6 protein-coding genes are annotated in these 18,679 nt (G+C 34.2%); 4 read left to right on the top strand and 2 right to left on the bottom strand.

What is annotated here, in order from left to right; genetic code table 11:
- Positions 1 to 80: 80 nt before the first annotated feature.
- Together QL232_RS06085 and QL232_RS06090 are read right to left on the bottom strand one after the other, a co-directional pair.
- Positions 81 to 575, bottom strand: coding sequence for a GNAT family N-acetyltransferase (locus QL232_RS06085; RefSeq protein ID WP_281613463.1), 495 nt, complete (start codon positions 573 to 575; stop codon positions 81 to 83).
- A gap of 37 nt (positions 576 to 612) precedes the next feature.
- Positions 613 to 1,863, bottom strand: a complete 1,251-nt coding sequence (locus QL232_RS06090; RefSeq protein WP_281613464.1) for a peptidoglycan DD-metalloendopeptidase family protein — start codon at positions 1,861 to 1,863, stop codon at positions 613 to 615.
- A gap of 686 nt (positions 1,864 to 2,549) precedes the next feature.
- Here QL232_RS06090 and QL232_RS06095 point away from each other — a divergent pair.
- The 4 genes from QL232_RS06095 (at position 2,550) to hflX (ending at position 18,663) form a co-directional block, all read left to right on the top strand.
- The gene (locus QL232_RS06095; RefSeq protein ID WP_281613465.1) at positions 2,550 to 12,044 is read left to right on the top strand and encodes a T9SS type A sorting domain-containing protein; all 9,495 of its coding nucleotides are present in this window, start codon (positions 2,550 to 2,552) and stop codon (positions 12,042 to 12,044) included.
- A 178-nt stretch (positions 12,045 to 12,222) separates the two neighbouring features.
- Positions 12,223 to 16,008 (top strand): GEVED domain-containing protein, encoded by a 3,786-nt coding sequence (locus tag QL232_RS06100; protein WP_281613466.1) that lies wholly within the window; start codon positions 12,223 to 12,225, stop codon positions 16,006 to 16,008.
- A 73-nt stretch (positions 16,009 to 16,081) separates the two neighbouring features.
- Positions 16,082 to 17,269 carry an SAM-dependent methyltransferase gene (locus QL232_RS06105; RefSeq protein WP_281613467.1) on the top strand — a complete coding sequence of 396 codons (1,188 nt, stop codon included), beginning with the start codon at positions 16,082 to 16,084 and terminating at the stop codon, positions 17,267 to 17,269.
- 131 nt (positions 17,270 to 17,400) lie between these two features.
- Positions 17,401 to 18,663, top strand: a complete 1,263-nt coding sequence (hflX, locus tag QL232_RS06110; RefSeq protein ID WP_168880568.1) for a GTPase HflX — start codon at positions 17,401 to 17,403, stop codon at positions 18,661 to 18,663.
- Positions 18,664 to 18,679 lie beyond the last annotated feature (16 nt).

The raw sequence follows: 18,679 nt of genomic DNA on the forward strand, positions 1-18,679 counted from the left end.
TAATGATTAATATCAAACAAAATAAATTAATTCTACTTTATTAACTGTATTTGATTTGGAGAGAGATGGTAGGTGTTTTTTTACGGAAGTATTTTTTCGTAACAGTTAAACACACCTTTTCTAAAAGTTACTTCACCAAGTTTTTGATATCCTATTTTCTCATACATCTTATTAGAAATGGGGTTTTCGATAAAGGCATCGAATCGGAGTGAAGTGAGTCCATTTTTAGTAGCAAGTTGTTCACCATAAGCTGTGATTTTCTTGGCTATTCCTTTCCCTTGAAACTTGGGGTCAACAGATAAGCGGTGCATGACTAAAAACTTATTAGTAGTGTTTAACCACTGGATATCATTGTACTCGATATCAAAATCTTGATTGAAAATGACATAACCCGCTAAATCATTATCTTCAAAGTAACCATAGGCGTTACTACTTTCCAGATCAGAAAGAATATCTTTTTCTGTTGGGTATTGCTCGTCCCATTGATCAATACCCATGCTTCTCATTTTAGAAATAACATTCTGAATTAATACCATAACAGTATTAAGGTGTTGGGAAGATAAGTTTTGTATCACTGCTTTTTAGGTTTAATTTGAATAGTAGGAGTTGATATTATTTGCTCATGATAAGATCCACTTTATCTAATTCTAATTTCAATGGCATAATTTGCTCTTGATAAGAAGTAATAAGAGAATCAGGTAAAGGTTCTGATGATGGTAACTCTTGTTTTCTTGAATCCACTTGTTTACCATTTTTCCAGAAACGATAACATAAATGAGGGCCTGAAGCAAGACCAGTTTTTCCTACATAACCAATTACGTCACCTTGAGTCACTCGCACACCTCTACGGATACCTTTCTTAATTTTATTCATGTGAAGGTATTGTGTGGTGTACACACTATTATGACGGATTTTTACATAGTTGCCATTGTACTTAGAATAAGTAGCCGCTATAATTTCACCATCTCCAACAGCATGAATCGGTGTACCAATTGGGGCGGCATAATCAGTTCCTAAGTGGGCTTTGTATCTTTTCTGAACTGGGTGATAACGACGTCGAGAAAAAGAAGAAGATATTCTTGAAAAATGTAAGGGTGCTTTTAAAAATTCTTTCCTTAAGCTATTTCCAAACTCATCAAAATATTCTTGTTTGCCGTTGTATTCATAATCAAAAGCATAATAGTCCTTTCCTAGATGTCGAAACATTGCAGCTTCAATATGGTCTATTCCTACAACAGAATCTTCCACCACTTTTTCAAAGAAAATGACTTTAAAACCATCTCCTTTTTGAATATGGAAGAAGTCAATTTGCCATGCGAAGACATCTGACAATAAGTTGACTAGTAAAGGTGACTCGTTTTGATCTGTTAATGTTTGGTATAAAGATGAAGTAATGTCTCCATGTACTTCTTTCTTCTGAAGTGTAACAGGTTTTTCCCCTTTATAGACTGTACAGCTGTCCTTAACATTGAAAACAACATAATTAATATCATCCTCCTCATAGATAAAGTAATCTACTCGGTTAGAGTCGGCTCCGAAAAGAAGTGTGTATTTCTGCCCATATTTTATTCTTCGAACATCAAACACACCTTTTGAGTTGTTGGCAAGTTTATAAATAGTGGAATAATCTATATCATACTTTGTCAAGACATCAGATAAATTCTGGTTTCTTCTAATCTTACCTTCTTTAACAACAAGGGTATCGATATTAATATTATAGAGATATTCTGAAGTATCCACTTCTACATAAATGGAGTCGGTAGTAAGTTGGTCATTTACTTCAGTATTATTATTTGAGGTCTCACAGCTCATCGCACCAAAAGTGATTAAGCCAGCAATGAAACCCTTGATTACATTCTTCATTATCAAAATTAAATCGGGAGGCTAAAATGTGAGTTTACATTCTAGCATATTATTGATATATCTGTAAAGCTAATAACCACATGCCTGCCCTACAATTAAACACCTAAAAATTGACAGACTATCACAACCTTTAACGCCAATTATTCTCAAGAACTACTGAAAACATTAACTGTGTACCCAATTATTATATTTTGTAATTAATTGAAAATCTGAAAAATAGATCTATTTTAAGATTAATTTGCATTATTTTATTACATGATGCTAAATGACATTGGAAAATTTAAACTTTATTAGAATTATGTCAGTTAATATTTATAAATTGCAATTATTACGAAATTGTTGAACCTGAAATTTTTGCTACTTCTACTTATAAAAGCGACATATAATAATTTGAATTAGTGTAATATATTTCAGCTATCTATCATTTCTACTTATAAAAAATACTTATTTATTAATAATTACATTTATGGTAAGACTATACTCAACGCTTACATGATAGTTCCTTGAACCTATTCAAAATCAAGACTTAATTTTAGGACTTTTCTTTCGCTACTTATATAATACTACAGTTTTAAACCCTGTAGTACGATCACTTATATATACTTATTTACAGCTTAATCTATTTCTACTGAATAGATAAATTATCGTTTATGCTTATATTTTCTACAAATCGATCACTAGCATACTTGTTGACAATCCTCTCATTATTATTCACTATATCAACAACTAATGCACAAGCACCTTCGGACGGAAGAGTGTATCACTTCGACCCTTCTTCATTGAGTGGAGATGTTTCTTCATGGAGCATTACAGGTGAAGGCGGAAATCCTAATCTAACATTCACTGGAGATGCAGGCTACAGACCTACCATCTTGAGTAATGGTGTTTCAGGAAACAAAACAATCCAGTTTAACAACTCTGATTACTTATACAGTACCACAGCACTTCCTGATATGAAGTCAGTGTACATTGTATTCAAAATTGATGGATTAAATGCTTCAGCTTCAACTTACCAAAATGTAAATCTTATTGGTGGTGGAAGTAAACAAGTAATTTTATCTGCAAAAGATTTTTCTTACTCAGCAGAAAGAGGTTTCCGATTCAATGTTACAGGAGGAGGACAAGGTTTTAAATACAGCCTTGATTTTAATGAAACTTACACTACTGGTACTTCAGCATCGGGAGATTCAGATCCTAAATGGAGTTATGGTACTTGGCACATCTTAGAATTAGAATTTACTAATGCAACAATTGCTGATTTAGATCTTGGTGATTACTCTAAAATCTTTATAGGTGCACTGCCATTTAACAATCATGGAGCAGTAGAAAATAATACTTTCCAAGGTGAAATTGCAGAGATTATTGTTTATGACAAAAAAGTAGATGATGTAATTGCTTCAGGTAACACACTGCATGAAGATGTTGAGACTTATCTAGATTCAAAATACAATCTTTATTCATCTAGAGTATGGTATACAACTACAGGTGGTGGATACAAAACATTTACTGATGCCAATTCTTGGACTACGAGTTCAAATGGTGTTGGTGGTACTAATGGTGTACCTTTACCTAACGATGAAATTCACATTTTAGGTGGACAAACAGTTACTGCTACAGCAGATAATTTATACTTCTCTAAGATGGTTGTTGAAGAAAACGGCATCTTGGATTTAGGAGAAACTACAGGGCACAACTTCCAAACAATACAAGGTTCTGGTACTATTACTTTAAAAACAAACGATATCCCATTAGGATATGGTTTGGACCCTACAGTTGGATTTTATTCTTATGATGCAGCAACTGGAAAAGGGGGTACTCTAAGATTTGAAGGAGGTAACGATATTGTATTAAATAGTGGATTTAACTACGAATTTGGTAACGTTGAAATAGATATCAACGGAAACAATTTTTATGCTCAAGACCTTGATATCAATGGTGATTTAAATATCGTCAGTGGCAATTTTGTCTTTGGTGATTTTTCTGGAGCAACATATGTAGAAACAGCTTCAACGCTGAATATTGGTCATTCATTATCTATTGCAACTAATGGTGGAATCGATACTCACGCTAACGATACACAAAGTCATATTATCAATATCAACAAAGACTTTTTAAATGAAGGAAATGTTGATGCTCCTAAATTATCATTAAGAGCTATTGATGAAGTAGATGAACAAAAATTCGAATTTAATGGGGCAACAGACATCTATCAAGTTTATGTTAACAAGGGGCTTACAAGTAGACTAAGTATCTCAGCGAATTCATCAGCGAACCTTACATTAGGTAATGATGGTAAAGGTTTAACCATTGTCGAAGGTATTTTAAATACTGGAGGTGGTATTCGTTATGATTTCAATAATGCCTCAAATAGTAGCTACTCTCATTCTCTTCCTGAAGCTGCAACTCTTGAAATTGGAGCAGGAAGTATTTTAACTATGAGTGGTGGATTTGTATTTTATGTATCAGGTAAGATTAATCTTGATGGAGGTATATTCGATATATATAACGATGGAGTGAACAACCCTACAATGGGTATCGTTTTAAGAGAATTATCACAATTGGAAGTAAACAGTGGTACGTTAAAGTCTACAGTGATTCGTCCAACGGTAGGTTCACTTTCAGCTATACACAGAGGTTCTATAAAACTATACGGTGGTACTACTCACCTTTATGGTACATCCCAAGCTTTTTATACGCTAGTATTACCTTTCTCAGATAACTCTTTCGAGATGTATGATGGAGCAGAGTTAAATATCTATGCAGAAAATGATAAAGGTATTCATATTGATGCTAACCCTGAAAACGTAAATGTAGAGGGTGGTGAAATCAATATCTTTACAACTGCAGGAAATAACTTTATTCTAAATTCATCAGCACCTCTTTATAATGTAAATACTTATGGAGATGGAACTGTAAAATTAGCAGAGGCTACCTATTCATGGAGTGGAAATAATGTAGTGACTCCCGCTAACGATTTATACATCAATGGATCATTAAACCTTGCTGCTAGTAAGTTGGACGGTAACAACAAAGACTTATACATCAAGAAAAACCTAATCCTATCAAAAGAAGAACCATTTGTATATACAGGTATTCAAAGAAATACAGGAACTAATCAAGCAAATTGGTTCCAATCTTCGGTAAATTGGATCAACTTTATTGGTAATGATGATTCAGAATTAAATGTTAATTATGCTGTAGCAAGTGATGTTAGTTTCGAAATAGGGAATGTGTCATTAGGTAATTTTAGAATCAATAAAGATACACAAGACAAGAAAGTAACATTAGTTGCCCATTCTAGTTTTGCTATTTCTGATGACACCGAAGCTACAATCGGATACCATGAAAATGAGTCTAACTTAATTGATTTTGAAGGAGACTTTGAATTACTTTCAGGTATTTTTGATCATAGAAATTATTCTGTTCGATTATTTAGAACAGGTGCTACAGTAAAGAACTTTGGTACATTTGGTATTTATGATGGAACAAAAACATTGTCGGATACTGAAGGTACTGCAGGTGTACAAGCCTTATTAAAGTTTAGAGAAGGTGATGTAACCATCGAAACAACCGACAACGCTGTATTTGGTAACGTTCGTATCTACCTTGAAGATCACACATTAAGTTTTACAAGTGATGTGAAATTTAATCGTGTACAATATGTTTCAGGTACTGTGGATTTACAGGATTATCAGTTAACTATCGATCGTTTTACATTTGGTACTGGGTACGTTTTAAATTGTCCAAGAGATGGGGATAATAATTTAATCAATGCAGGTTGTGAGGATGCTATTATTCCTCGTTTTGGTACTGGTACTTTAAAAAGAAGTAACTCAAATATCAAAACATATAATAACTTCTTTGTTACGAATGGTAAAGCTTCTAGTGGTGGCTTAAGATTAAAAGTAGATAATAACAGAACTGACTTTGAGTTTGTAAATATCCACGATAAGTTAACCAACAAAAAATATACAGCATCACATGATGATGACGCCATCTATATGGCCAACTCTCGTAGATATGGCGGTATAGCCCTTCACTTTCCGGTTGCTATAAGAGATGATAATTCAAATTATATCTATACACCTGCCAGTGTTGTTTTGACCAATGTAGATGATAATAATTCTGGTTATATTTCTGTATCACCGGCATTATCTCAATTACCTACTGCCAATCAAGATTCAAATGATGAATTATTAGGTGTTTATTGGAATGTAAAACGTTCTTCTTTTACAGAAGATGCGACTTTACCAACAGTAAGATGGTTCTTCGAAATCCCTAATGATTTTGGTTCAGGATTAAATCCATTTACTTCTAACTCTAATGACTTAACAGATTCTGAATTAGAAGATTTGGTTCCTGGTAAAGTATTAGACAACGATAGTTATATCAGACAAAACAATGCAAATGTATCTAGTACTTATGAGCGTATCAGTTTTGATGCTCCGGAAATAGATGCTAATGGCGATATTACCAACCCAACGGTAAGTGATATTAAAAGAGATATTATGCTAATGTCTAGATGGGATGGAAACTTAGCGTTTAATCCTCTAGATGTATACCAAGATAAACTAGTATTTGCATTCGAAGAAAATTACGATGGTTCTGATAGGTTTGTTTTAGAAAATGCAAACTACACAGTAGGTCATCCAACTCGTTTTGATGGTGCACCAAGAATTATGGTTTACCAAAATAAACTAGCATTAGATGGTGATGGTAAATATCAGTACAACTATGGTGCTGGGGAAGGGGATAACTCTTGGGATAACCCTTTAAACTGGTATGTTTTAGACGAGTCAAAATATGACGATGCTGATGCTTTAACTCCAATTGGAGCTGGTGGTCAGATTCCGACAAAAAATGATGTTGTAATTCTTGGTACTGAAGATTTTGATGCAACAGGAATTATCATCAATACAGGTAAAAGTACATTAACCTACAGTGAAGCAGAGTACGATAATGGACTAAATACTTACATTCAAAAAGATATTGAAGTAGCGGAATTAAAATTTGAGCACTCTGAAAGAAGACGAGGTAATATTGAAGTTTACGGTGGTGATCTGAAAATTGGTAAAGTAACAGGTGCAGGAGAGCTAGCACTAAACTTTGGTAAAGATGATGATCAAGATTATTTCGAGCCTAAATTGATAGGTGACTTTGGAGAGTGGACCAACAATCCGATTAGTATCTTAAAGTTGATGTTCCCTTTTAGGTTGAAAGGTACTTCAGGTGAAGAATCGATCACTACTTTAGCACATGCAGCAGATCATGGTGCAACAGCATTAACAAAAATGCCTCAATTGAATTTATCAAAACTTCCAATTGTAGAATTACATTCGGGAGCATGTTACTTTGACTATGACTTTGAAGCAGAAGCTATAGAAGTGAGATATAGAGGTACATTATATATCGATGGTGAAACTACAAATGGTAACATCACTTTAAATGACACCTTAAGAGTACATAATGATGGTGCTATTATCTTCGGTAAAGAAGGTAGTCATCCAAAAACAATCAATGCAGGTACTTTATTCTCATCACAGAGATCATCAGAAGGTGTACTTGAAAACCAGAACTATATATACATCGAGCAAGGGATAGCAACAACACCTGTTCATCATACCTTAAATGTTTCAAAGAATTTAAAAATCAATGATATTCTTTACTTTGATTTATATGGTGGAGGAATCAATGATAGTGATGGAGCAACAGATGCACAAGCTTCAAAAGTAACATTAAACTTTACTGGAGATGAAGATGCATCATTCGAGTATCCTGATGCAGAGCAAAGAGCATCGATTGAATTATATGATGTATCGTTTAATAGAGGTAAGTCAACAACTTTCACAATACAGGATCCATTCACTATTGCTAAAACAGCAGATGGAGACACAGAAGAAAAGCCTTTCCTAATCAATAGTGGTACTGTTGTATTAGAACCATCTTCTGCTTGGAATGTAGAACTAAATTCAGGAGGTGAAGAATATTATATTCCTTCTGATGCAGGTTTAATCGTAAAAAATAATGCGACAGTAACAATTTCTTCTACACATGCTACAACTGGTGGTATGTTATTAGATGGTCTATTGGAAGTAGATGGTGGTACTGTCGATTTTGATGAAGGTTCTTACAACTATATCAGTTATGGTATTTCTGGTAATGCCATGATTAATGTAAAAGCAGGTGAGTTTGTTGTCGGCGGACAAGTTCGTAGAGTATTGAACAACGATAAAGGAGCACTTCACTTCTATCAAAGTGGTGGTACATTTACTGTTGGTGGCCAGACTCTTCCTAGTAATTACAATCAAAAAGCAATATTTGAAATCGTTGATGATGGATCTATTAATTTAGATTTCACTTATGATGAGTCTAATCCTACAACTTCTTTTACGATCAAAGGATCTACTTCTTATGGAGCTAATGATGTTAGTTTATTACTAACACCAACTACACAATCATTAAGTAATTTCTATGAGAATGAAGACACAAGTTTACCTTCAAGAATTCTTATTGAAGGAGACAATTCATCAACATTCTCTATTCATTCAACTTTACCATTGGGTGATACAGAAGTGAAAAGTGGTACTGTAAAAGTACTGGAAGACGATTTGTATTTCAGTGGTGATCTATTAATCAACGCAGGAACTACTTTTGAACAAGGGATAAAAGACGTATGGTTCGATGAGAATATTTACAACTCAGGAACGTACGAGGCCGAAAACACAACGACTTATTTCAATAAAGCAACTCAATATTTATACGATAGAGATGCAGATGGATCTGCTTTGGGTGTTTATAATTTCGGAAACGTAAAAGTAACTCAAGAGACTTCAAAGTTAATTATTACTTATGCACAGACAGAAAATGGGCAAAATGGTATTTTAATTAATGGTAACCTTGAGCTAGGTGAAGGTGCTAGAATTGGCCCAAAAACGAATGATACTGGTTTAATACAATCTGATATCTATTTACTAGGTGATTTATTCTTATCTAACGGTACTATCAGTAATGATAATTCAGGTAATGGTAAATTATATATGGCGGGTACTTCGAATCAAATTATCAATTCTGAAGAGGGGACAATCTACAGTATGGTGATTGATAATACGAACCACGCTTCTTTAAAAGATCCAGATAATGAAGATCTATTCCTGACTTTGACAATCGAGAATTGCTTACAATTAAAAAGTGGTAATCTTCAGATTGATGAGAATACTTTAATTATTGAAGAAGGAGCATCTATTACAGGTGCAACGAATGCATCAACATTAAATGACTTCAGTAATACAAGTATGATCGAAGTAACGGATAGAAACCGTAACGGCGGTGTATATGTGATGTATGCTAAAACGGAAACAAAATCTTCGGTTGTTCCATTAGGTGTTGGTAGTAAGTTTACACCAATTGAATTGGACTTAACAACAGGAGCTACTACTGATAATTTTGGAGTTTCAATCAATGTATTGAACGAAATTCCAGTAAAATCTATAGAAGAAGGTTTAACGCAAGCTGATGCTAGAATTATTGATTTTGGTTGGTACATTAATATGGTGAAATCCAATTCTTCAAGATCAATAAGAGATATTCCGACAGGTGTTCAATTAAGTGTTAACCTACACTACAATGATGAAGATATTATCAATGGCGGTGATGAAACAACTTACCTTCCATCTGTAAATGTGGGGAATGCATTCTATGATTTCACTGTAAACGATGTTTATGAGAATGATAATTACGGTACAGTGTTAATTAATGCTGCATTGATGGCCAATATAAATGCGTTATTACCTGCCAACTTACAGGAATCGAAATTTGAGTCATTAATGGTAATAGGGCACCCAGATGATATTGCAGATCTAACACCTATTTTTAGAACGCAACCAAGACAAACAATGACTCAAGTTGACAATGATGGTTTAACTGAGTTGGCTTGGAATTCTACTTCTTCTTGGCAACGTTATGATTACTCTTTAGGTAGTTATGAAGCATTGCAACCTACCGACGATGTACCAGGTTTAGGTGCAATAGTTAGAGTAAGAAGAGGTACAGCAGTAGTATTAGATCAAGATGTTGAACTTTCTGAAATCACAATAGAAGATGAAAATACAACTTACTACGATGGTAAATTAATTATTGCAGCAGGTTCAGAAGGAGCAAGTTTAGGTAAAGTTGATGGTAAAGGTTTAATCATCATGAGAATCGAGAGATTGATCGATGATAACTGGTCAGAATTCTTAACACTAAATAATGGTGGTGTTATTATGGATATCACTGGTAATGCTACTTACACTGATGTAGAAAATAAAAATGGTGACGGTTCATATGCGAATGATTTTATCGAAGTAAATGCCGCTACCAATGTTGCAGGTATTAATGAGTTAACACTTGTAGCTCCAGACAATGGTTTAGGTGCAGAAACTTATCCTGTGTATACATTAAATAGTAACCTTACTATTGGAGATAAAGGTCTAACAGTAAATGATGGAACAACACTAATCATTGGTAATAATAATGAGGTGGAAGTGGAAGTGATGACGGATTTAACTTTAAAGAAAGATCCTGATATGGCTGAAAACAACCATGCGAGGTTATATATTAATGGTGGTTCTAAATTAGTTATTCATGGTAACTTTATTGCAGAAGCAGGTACTGTGATTAAAAGTTTCAATAGTAAATCGGGTGAAAAAGAATTTGTCTTTAAAAAGGATATTACTTTCGAATCGGGTGTAGTTCTAAGTGATAATGATTTAACATTTATCTTAGATGGTACTACTACTCAGCATGTACAGGTGGGTAATACGAAAGATATGCCGTTGAAAAAAGTAGTAGTGATGAACACATCTTCTGAAACTACTGAAGAGGCAATCCAATTACAAAGTAACTTATTTGTTGGTGAAGAATTAGATCTTACTGACGGTAAAATTGCTTCAAATGGTTTCTTGTTCCATAGAGGAGCAATTAACTATGATCCTGATGCGGTAGTGAACAAAGCTTTTGCTTCTTATATAACTGGTTTAGCACATTTCTTAGTAGAAGCAAACCATGAAGGAGCAACTTTCTTCCCTGTAGGTAACTTGGCTGATTTCCATCCAATTGGAGTAGGACAAATTGAGCAGAAAGACCCAGGTTTCTCACATAAAACAATTGATGCTGGACAATCTCATATTGTATGGCAAGTTGAATATGTAAGCGGTAAGAAAATAAAAGGCGATGGTTCGGATTTAGATTTACCTGCTGATATTAATACAGTATATACAGAAGGGCACTGGGAGTTAAACCCAATAACGGTTGGAGAAACATTAGCTCGTCAGTCTGAAGAATTTACAACTCACGTCAATTTTATATTTGATGGTAAACTGGATGGCTATGCAGCTGCAGAAGATGTAAGATTGTTATATCACACAGACGGTGCTGAAACTTGGGATTACTTACAATCAGGAGAGCCAGATTATCTACCTGCTGATGGTGTGATCCAATCTACTCCAATTACATTCTATGGTACTCGTCCAAGTGGAGGTGGTTCTAGATTAATGTCGAATGCAAGAACTTTATCTGAAGTGATTGGAAATCCAGGTAATGATAATAATATTATTTCGGTGTCCAATGCAGGTGATGACCTTCCTGTAGAGCTAGTATACTTCGAAGGCGAGCTTGCAGATAATGGTGTAACATTATCTTGGAGTACTGCTGCCGAATTAAATAATGAAGGTTTCTATATTGAAGTGTCAATTGATGGAAGAAACTACGAAGAAATCGCTTTTGTAGAAGGTCAAGGTAACTCAAATATTACGAACAATTATTCGTATATTCATGAAAGACCATATGGAGGTCAATCGTACTATAGATTAGTGCAAGTAGATTTTGATGGACAGTATGAGATCTTCGGACCTGTGGTAATCAACAACGAATCTGAAGATACGGAAACGGTCAATGAAGAATCAGTATTGATTTATCCAAACCCTAATAATGGCGATGTGGTGAATATTCAGTTCACTAATTTCGACCAAGAAGTACAAGTTGTATTAATGAACAACAATGGATTAACAATTGAGTCTATCACTCATAATCCATCAGAAGATCCTGAAGCTTCATTTGGTGTAAGGGATTTACCTTCTGGTATGTACTTAATTAAAGTGATCGATGCGAAGAAATCAGTCGTAAAAAAATTGATAATTCGCTAATTATATAAGCAGAGTGGGAAAGGCTATCACCAATTGGTGGTAGCCTTTTTGTTTTTTATTAAGTATTTATGATAAGATTCTAAGAAGTTGGTGAGGAAAATTTATGCTCTTGTGTTCTTTGTTTACATATTTGCCCCTTGGTATTACTAACGTATGCTATACATAATCTTATCACCCAATGATTAACTACCAGAAAGTAGCTATTTTGCTGCTATTCGCTTATTTGAATACTACTAATAATTTTCTCTTTGCTACTACTTGTTTACCCAAAACCAATGACACTAATGAATGGATTGATAAAATATCTATTGGTAACTACCAATTAGAACAATCTATGAGTAATGGTTTTGAGACTGTAGAGACGAGATTTACTTTTGATGCGTCAAAAGAGTATTCTATTACTTTAACTCCTGGTTTCCGAACAGCAATGATTCCGGAAGGCTGGGCCATATTTATCGATTTAAATCATGACAATGATTTTGACGATGATCATGAGGTATTACTAGAACTCTCACCAGAATCTGGTACGATAACCTCTGCTTTCCAATGGTATATTCCAGGTATGAAATCAGATACTTATACCGTTAGGATTGGTATGAAATACAATGATATTCCATTCTCCTGTTCTTTTGATGAAAAAGCGGATTATGTTGATTTCGTTGTTGATCTCCAAGCCCCTTCATTGCTGATTCCTCAAGAACATTACATCAGCGGTAATAGTATATCAGTTGCATTTGATGATGATATAGGTACCAATAAAGATGTCGTTCTTATTGATGAAAATAATCAAGAATATCATCAGCAAAGTTCTTCTGAAATAGTTACTTTTTCAGATTTACAACCTAATAAGGAGTATACTATAAAAGCTAAATCTTCTGATGAATTACTCTATTCAGTACCTTTTAAGATAAAAACACTAGCTACTAATTCTACCATTAAAATTGAGGATAAAGCATCTACTATTGTTTCCTCTCCAATCATTTTCTCTGACCCAAGTAGTTTAAACGAAACCTATAATAGTCGAGAAAAAAGAGTCCATAAGTTTAGTACATCAAATCCAGATGCAGTGGTCGGTATTGAAGTCAATTATTGTGAGCTACAAGCCAATAACGATTACTTAATAGCCTCTTCTGAAGAAGTGTTCTCAATCAAAAATCTAAACTTTTACCTGACAGGAGACGTTGCTAAAGGCAGAACATTTTTCTCTAATTCCTCTGAAGTATTTTTCACTTTTATGACCAATGCTTCTCAGAATTTTGAAGGTTTTGAAGTAGTTGTTTTTGAGGCATTACCCTTGGATCAAGAGTTTACTATTCTACCTGGAGATCACTTTGCTGAAATTGTTTTTGATAACAATGCAAACGATGTTTATACATTGGAATTACAAGATAATACAACGAAAGAGTTCTCCATTTATACGACTACATCTGATCATTATCTCATAGAAGGGTTATCAAAGTCACATACCTATAAAGTTAAGATTAGAAAGGATGGTTATGCATTTGGTACAGAAAAAACATTTGCAACTTTATCGTCAGCGCCTCAATTATTATATAAGGCGTCTTATACTGATCAAATAGAATTGTATTGGGAAGATGAAAGTGCTGAATATTATAAGGTAGAAGTCAAAAATGGTGAAGAAACCAATATTGAAGTCTTTTATTCTAATTATGTATCGGTAGAGGATTTAATTCCAAATACAGCGTATCAATTTAGAATTCGATCTAACAATTCAGCTTGGTCAGAATGGGTAGATATAAAAACATTAATGACTGATGTTTATGTGATGGAAGCACAACCTTTAACAGTAGATCAGTTAACACATACTGATCCACAAGGTTTAAATAGTTTTTACCATTCCAATCAACAAATTACTCAGCTTTTAAAACCAATTGATCAACAACATAAAGTGTCTTTTGATTTAGTTGATTTCTACCTAGAACCAGGAATCGATTATTTAGAGATTTACAATGGCGATACCGATGAACTGATTACAAGAATTTCAGGAGACTATTATCCAGTTGCACCTGTTGTAAGTACTCATGTATCAGGTGAGCTTAAATTGGTTTTCTACAGTGATGCATCAAATACTGGCGTTGGTTGGGTGGCAAATGCTTCATCCATTAGAAAAGCTCCAGAAGCACAAATTTTAGCCATAACTGATCAAAAAATACAGTTGTTATTTGATGGGAATAATGAGTCTCTACACTATAAACTGAAACAAAACGGTGAAATTGTAAAAGAAGGAACAACAGCTTCTGAGCAATTAAATATTACTGATTTGATTAGTTCTACAAACTATGAAGTGGTATTTATTTATGCAGACCATGTTGATCAATCGTCATTTAGATTTCAAACTAAAGGATCTGCTCCACTTCTTCAGTTGGCTAGAGTATACGATTCAAAAGCCTATTTTACCTTATCAGGTTTTGAAAGCCAAGATATGGTTACCATTTTAATTAATGATGAAGAACTGGTTTTTAATGCTACCGAAGAGTTGGAAATCGATAATTTAGAACCGTCAGAACTGTATACCATTGCTGCGAAATTTGGTGATTCAGAATATTCAGAAGAGATTCAGTTTAAAACAAGAGCAGAAGGGTTAAATGGGTATTTTCAGCTTCAACCAACAGAGTTTTTTAGTAAAGTAGGAGAAGTAGATTATGAAGTAAGTATAGATTTAGCTTATCATAATCTAGATTTTGATGCTCCTGTACTGTTAGATATGGAAATTGTAGGGATGTATGAAACGTATCAAATCTCAAATAATTCAATCTTGAGGGTGCTGCCACAATCCAATAATATTGTATCTGGAGTGATCACAAAAGAAATGTTGGAAGAGATTAGAGATATTCCATTAGGCATCAACGTAAAGATGAAAAATACTGATGGGAAAACGGTCTTTGATAATAATGGTGAGCCATTCTATTTGTCGTTTCCATTTAAAATTATGGCCGCCGCTTCAGTAAATCAAGGAGATGAATCTTTGAATTTAACAGTGAGTAATGCCTCGCAAGTACAAGAAGTAATTTTAGATGGAAAAAGTACGCCGTTTATCATTGAAGATGGAGTATTGTCATTGGATTTGCCCGAATGGTTGTCTCAAACAGATCATTATATTCGATTAGTCAACGACCAGTTTTATGATGACTTGTACTTTACAGTCGGAGGAGAAAGAGTACTTGATATTCCTACTCTAGCCATCACAAAGGATTCGACGGCTTTGTCTATCGCTTTTGATGATGTATTTGCTGCAGAAGGATATGAAATAAAATGTGTCAATCTTAATAATCAACGTTCTTCTTCATCAGTAATCTCCAATACAAACTTAACCATGGATGTTGAAGAAGCGACTAGCTATTCAATTGCTATTAGAGCTTTATTTGAAGACGAAATTACTTCGGAATGGAGTGAACCAACTACGGTTTATGTTAATAGAGTGACGTTTGAAAATCCTACTATTTCAATACTTCAGATAGTTGATAATGCGATTTCTTTTGAATGGAATAACATCGAAAATGCTGAATTTTATTCTGTTCAAGTAGAAGGAATCGATCAAATAACAGAGCTAGAAGCAGATATCACCTCTTTTGAATTATCTGATTTGACTCCTAATACTACTTACCGACTGGCGATTACTACTATATATGCCAATGATGAAAAGAAAGTAAATACTGACTATATCGAAGTAACTACAATTCCTGGAGTTTCAACCTTGGAAAATCAGTTAGCGGAAAATCTAGAAATTCATGGTACAGATCCATTGTTGAATACTCAAAAGCTGAGTTTCTCTAGAGACTTTTTAGAGACACCAACTTATTTTATCTATGATGCAAAAGGACATCTGATCGACAATGGAGCATTGACAGGAAAGGAGTTAATATATACACATTTACCTAATGGATATTATCACTTAATTTTGAAAGAAGGAGAAACAGTTCACCGTTTTCCATTCGTTCGTTAACTTTTGAATCTATTAAGAGCGATACTTTCAATCAATTCCGTACTTTTGCAGGGAAATTTGATTAATTAAGTATATGAGTCTCATTAACGTAGATAAGTTCGAACAACATTTAAAGGATAGTTTAAAGAATAACACTTTTGTAAAAATCACTTTATCGAATAAACGAGTAAAGGAAAATGACCTTAAATCTATTAATGGTAAATTGGTAGAACTAAAAAAAGGACTTCACCTTTCGTGTTTATATAGATACCCTACAAAAGATATTACTAAAAATTACCCTGTTGAAGAAGTGGTGGAAAAGGTGATGAAATACCTTGAAGAAAACTTCTATAATGCAGATTTATATACTGTTGAAGCAGATTATCACTTATTGATCTCTCCAAAGAATTCTGCAAAACTTAGAGTAAAAGCAGCGTCGACAAAAGAGAAACCAAAACTTCAACACGATAAGCAAAAGAACCGCCTTATTGGTACTAAAGACAATGTTTATTTACAAGAACTTGGCGTTACCACCAAAGAGTTTAAAGTAAAGAACAGTATGCAAGATAAATACCGTCAGCTTAATAAATATGTTGAGATTATAGATGGTATTTTGAAGAATGTAAAATTCGATGCATCCTACAATGTTGTGGACATGGGGGCAGGGAAAGGCTACTTGACTTTTGGTTTATACGATTATTTAACGAACGTAATTAAGCAAAAGCCACATGTTATCGGTGTGGAAATGCGTAAGGAGTTGGTCGAGAAATGTAATGGTATTGCGGAGCGTTCAAAATTTGATGACCTTGAGTTTGTCGAAGGAACTATTAAAGAAGCGGAACTTCCAGGGATTGATTTACTGATCGCTTTACATGCTTGTGATACTGCTACAGACGATGCGATTTATAGAGGAATTCAAGCACAGTCGAAAGTGATTGTATGTGCACCTTGTTGTCACAAACAAATCAGAAAACAAATTAATCCAGAAGACTCCTTAAGTAAGATTACACAGTTTGGTATTTTAAAAGAACGTCAGGCTGAATTATTAACGGATGGTATTCGAGCGTTAATAATGGAAGCTTACGGTTATAAAACAAAGGTTTTTGAGTTCATCACTACAGAACATACACCTAAAAATGTATTGGTCGTTGGTGTTCAAGAAGAGAAAAGAACAACTCCAAAACCTGAGGTAGTAGAGCAAATCAATGAAATAAAGCGTATTCATGGTATAACTTCTCATCATCTTGAAGAGTTGTTAGAGATGAACGCAACTATTTCGTAATTTCGTAAAGTACTTGTGTTGAGCTGAAATATTTTGTTTCTCTATTCCGCAAGTAACGATTTGATTACATATATATATAAAAGTGTTGAAAGTGAATATCACTTTTCGCCACATCAAAAAAATATAATTTCTTGAAAAAAGAATTTCATCATATAAAAGCAGAAAGTGATAAAGCACCAAGAGCCGTTTTGGTTGGTGTATCACTTAAAGATCAAAAGTTAGAAAAGGCAGAAGAATACTTAGACGAATTGGCATTCTTAGCTTCTACTTTAGGGATCGAAACCGTAAAAACTTTTATTCAACGTTTAGACCACCCCGACAAAAGAACTTTTGTAGGTAAAGGTAAGTTAGAGGAGATTCTAACTTTTGTAAAGGCGGAAGGAATTGATACAATCATTTTTGATGATGATTTATCTTCTGCTCATGCAAGAAACTTGGATAAGGAAATTGAGGATGTAATGATCATTGACCGTTCATTACTAATTCTTCAAATCTTTGCCATGCGCGCAAAGTCTGCACAGGCAAAAACTCAGGTAGAATTGGCACAATACCAATATATGTTGCCAAGACTGACCAACTTATGGACTCACCACTCTAGACAAAGAGGTGGTGTAGGTATGAAAGGTCCTGGTGAAACAGAATTGGAAACAGATAAGCGTATTATTCGTGACAAAATATCTTTGTTGCGAAAGAAATTAAAGAAAATCGAGACGCAGTCTGACTTACGAAGAAAAAACCGTGATCGTGAGGTTCGTGTAGCATTGGTAGGGTATACCAACGTAGGTAAATCTACGATTATGCGATTGCTAAGTAAAGCAGATGTATTCGCAGAAAATAAACTCTTTGCAACCGTAGACTCAACAGTAAGAAAGATAACAATGAACAATGTTCCTTTCTTGATGACAGATACTGTAGGATTTATTAGAAAGTTACCTACTACACTGATTGAATCTTTTAAATCTACTCTAGACGAAATTGTAGAGGCAGATATTTTGATTCATGTTGTGGATATCTCTCATGAATCTTTTGAAGAGCATATCGAAATAGTAAACAAAACATTATTGGAAATTAAAGCGACAGATAAACCTACATTGCTTGTTTTCAATAAAGTAGATAACTATGTGGATAGAGAGTATCCTCCATTTGAGGATCATCCTCCTGCAACTCTTGAAGAATGGAAGGAAAGCTACCTTGCAAAAGAATACAATCACATCTTCCTTTCTGCGATTAAGAAAGAAGGTGTTGATGAGTTAAAACGTAAGATCTTTGAATTGGTATCTGATAAATTCTACAAGATTTATCCTAATCACCACTCATTTGCTTATAACCAATTGTGGTTGGATAACGGTGGAGAATGGCCAATGCAAGAGAGTAGTTCAGACGAAGACGAATAGGAAAACATTATTCTCT

Source organism: Flammeovirga sp. SubArs3, from assembly GCF_947387565.1.
GTDB lineage: Bacteria > Bacteroidota > Bacteroidia > Cytophagales > Flammeovirgaceae > Flammeovirga > Flammeovirga agarivorans.

Coding starts and splice junctions, on each gene's coding strand:
- QL232_RS06090 (WP_281613464.1), bottom strand. CDS start 1,863: ATGAAGAATGTAATCAAGGGTTTCATTGCTGGCTTAATCACTTTTGGT.
- QL232_RS06100 (WP_281613466.1), top strand. CDS start 12,223: ATGATTAACTACCAGAAAGTAGCTATTTTGCTGCTATTCGCTTATTTG.
- QL232_RS06105 (WP_281613467.1), top strand. CDS start 16,082: ATGAGTCTCATTAACGTAGATAAGTTCGAACAACATTTAAAGGATAGT.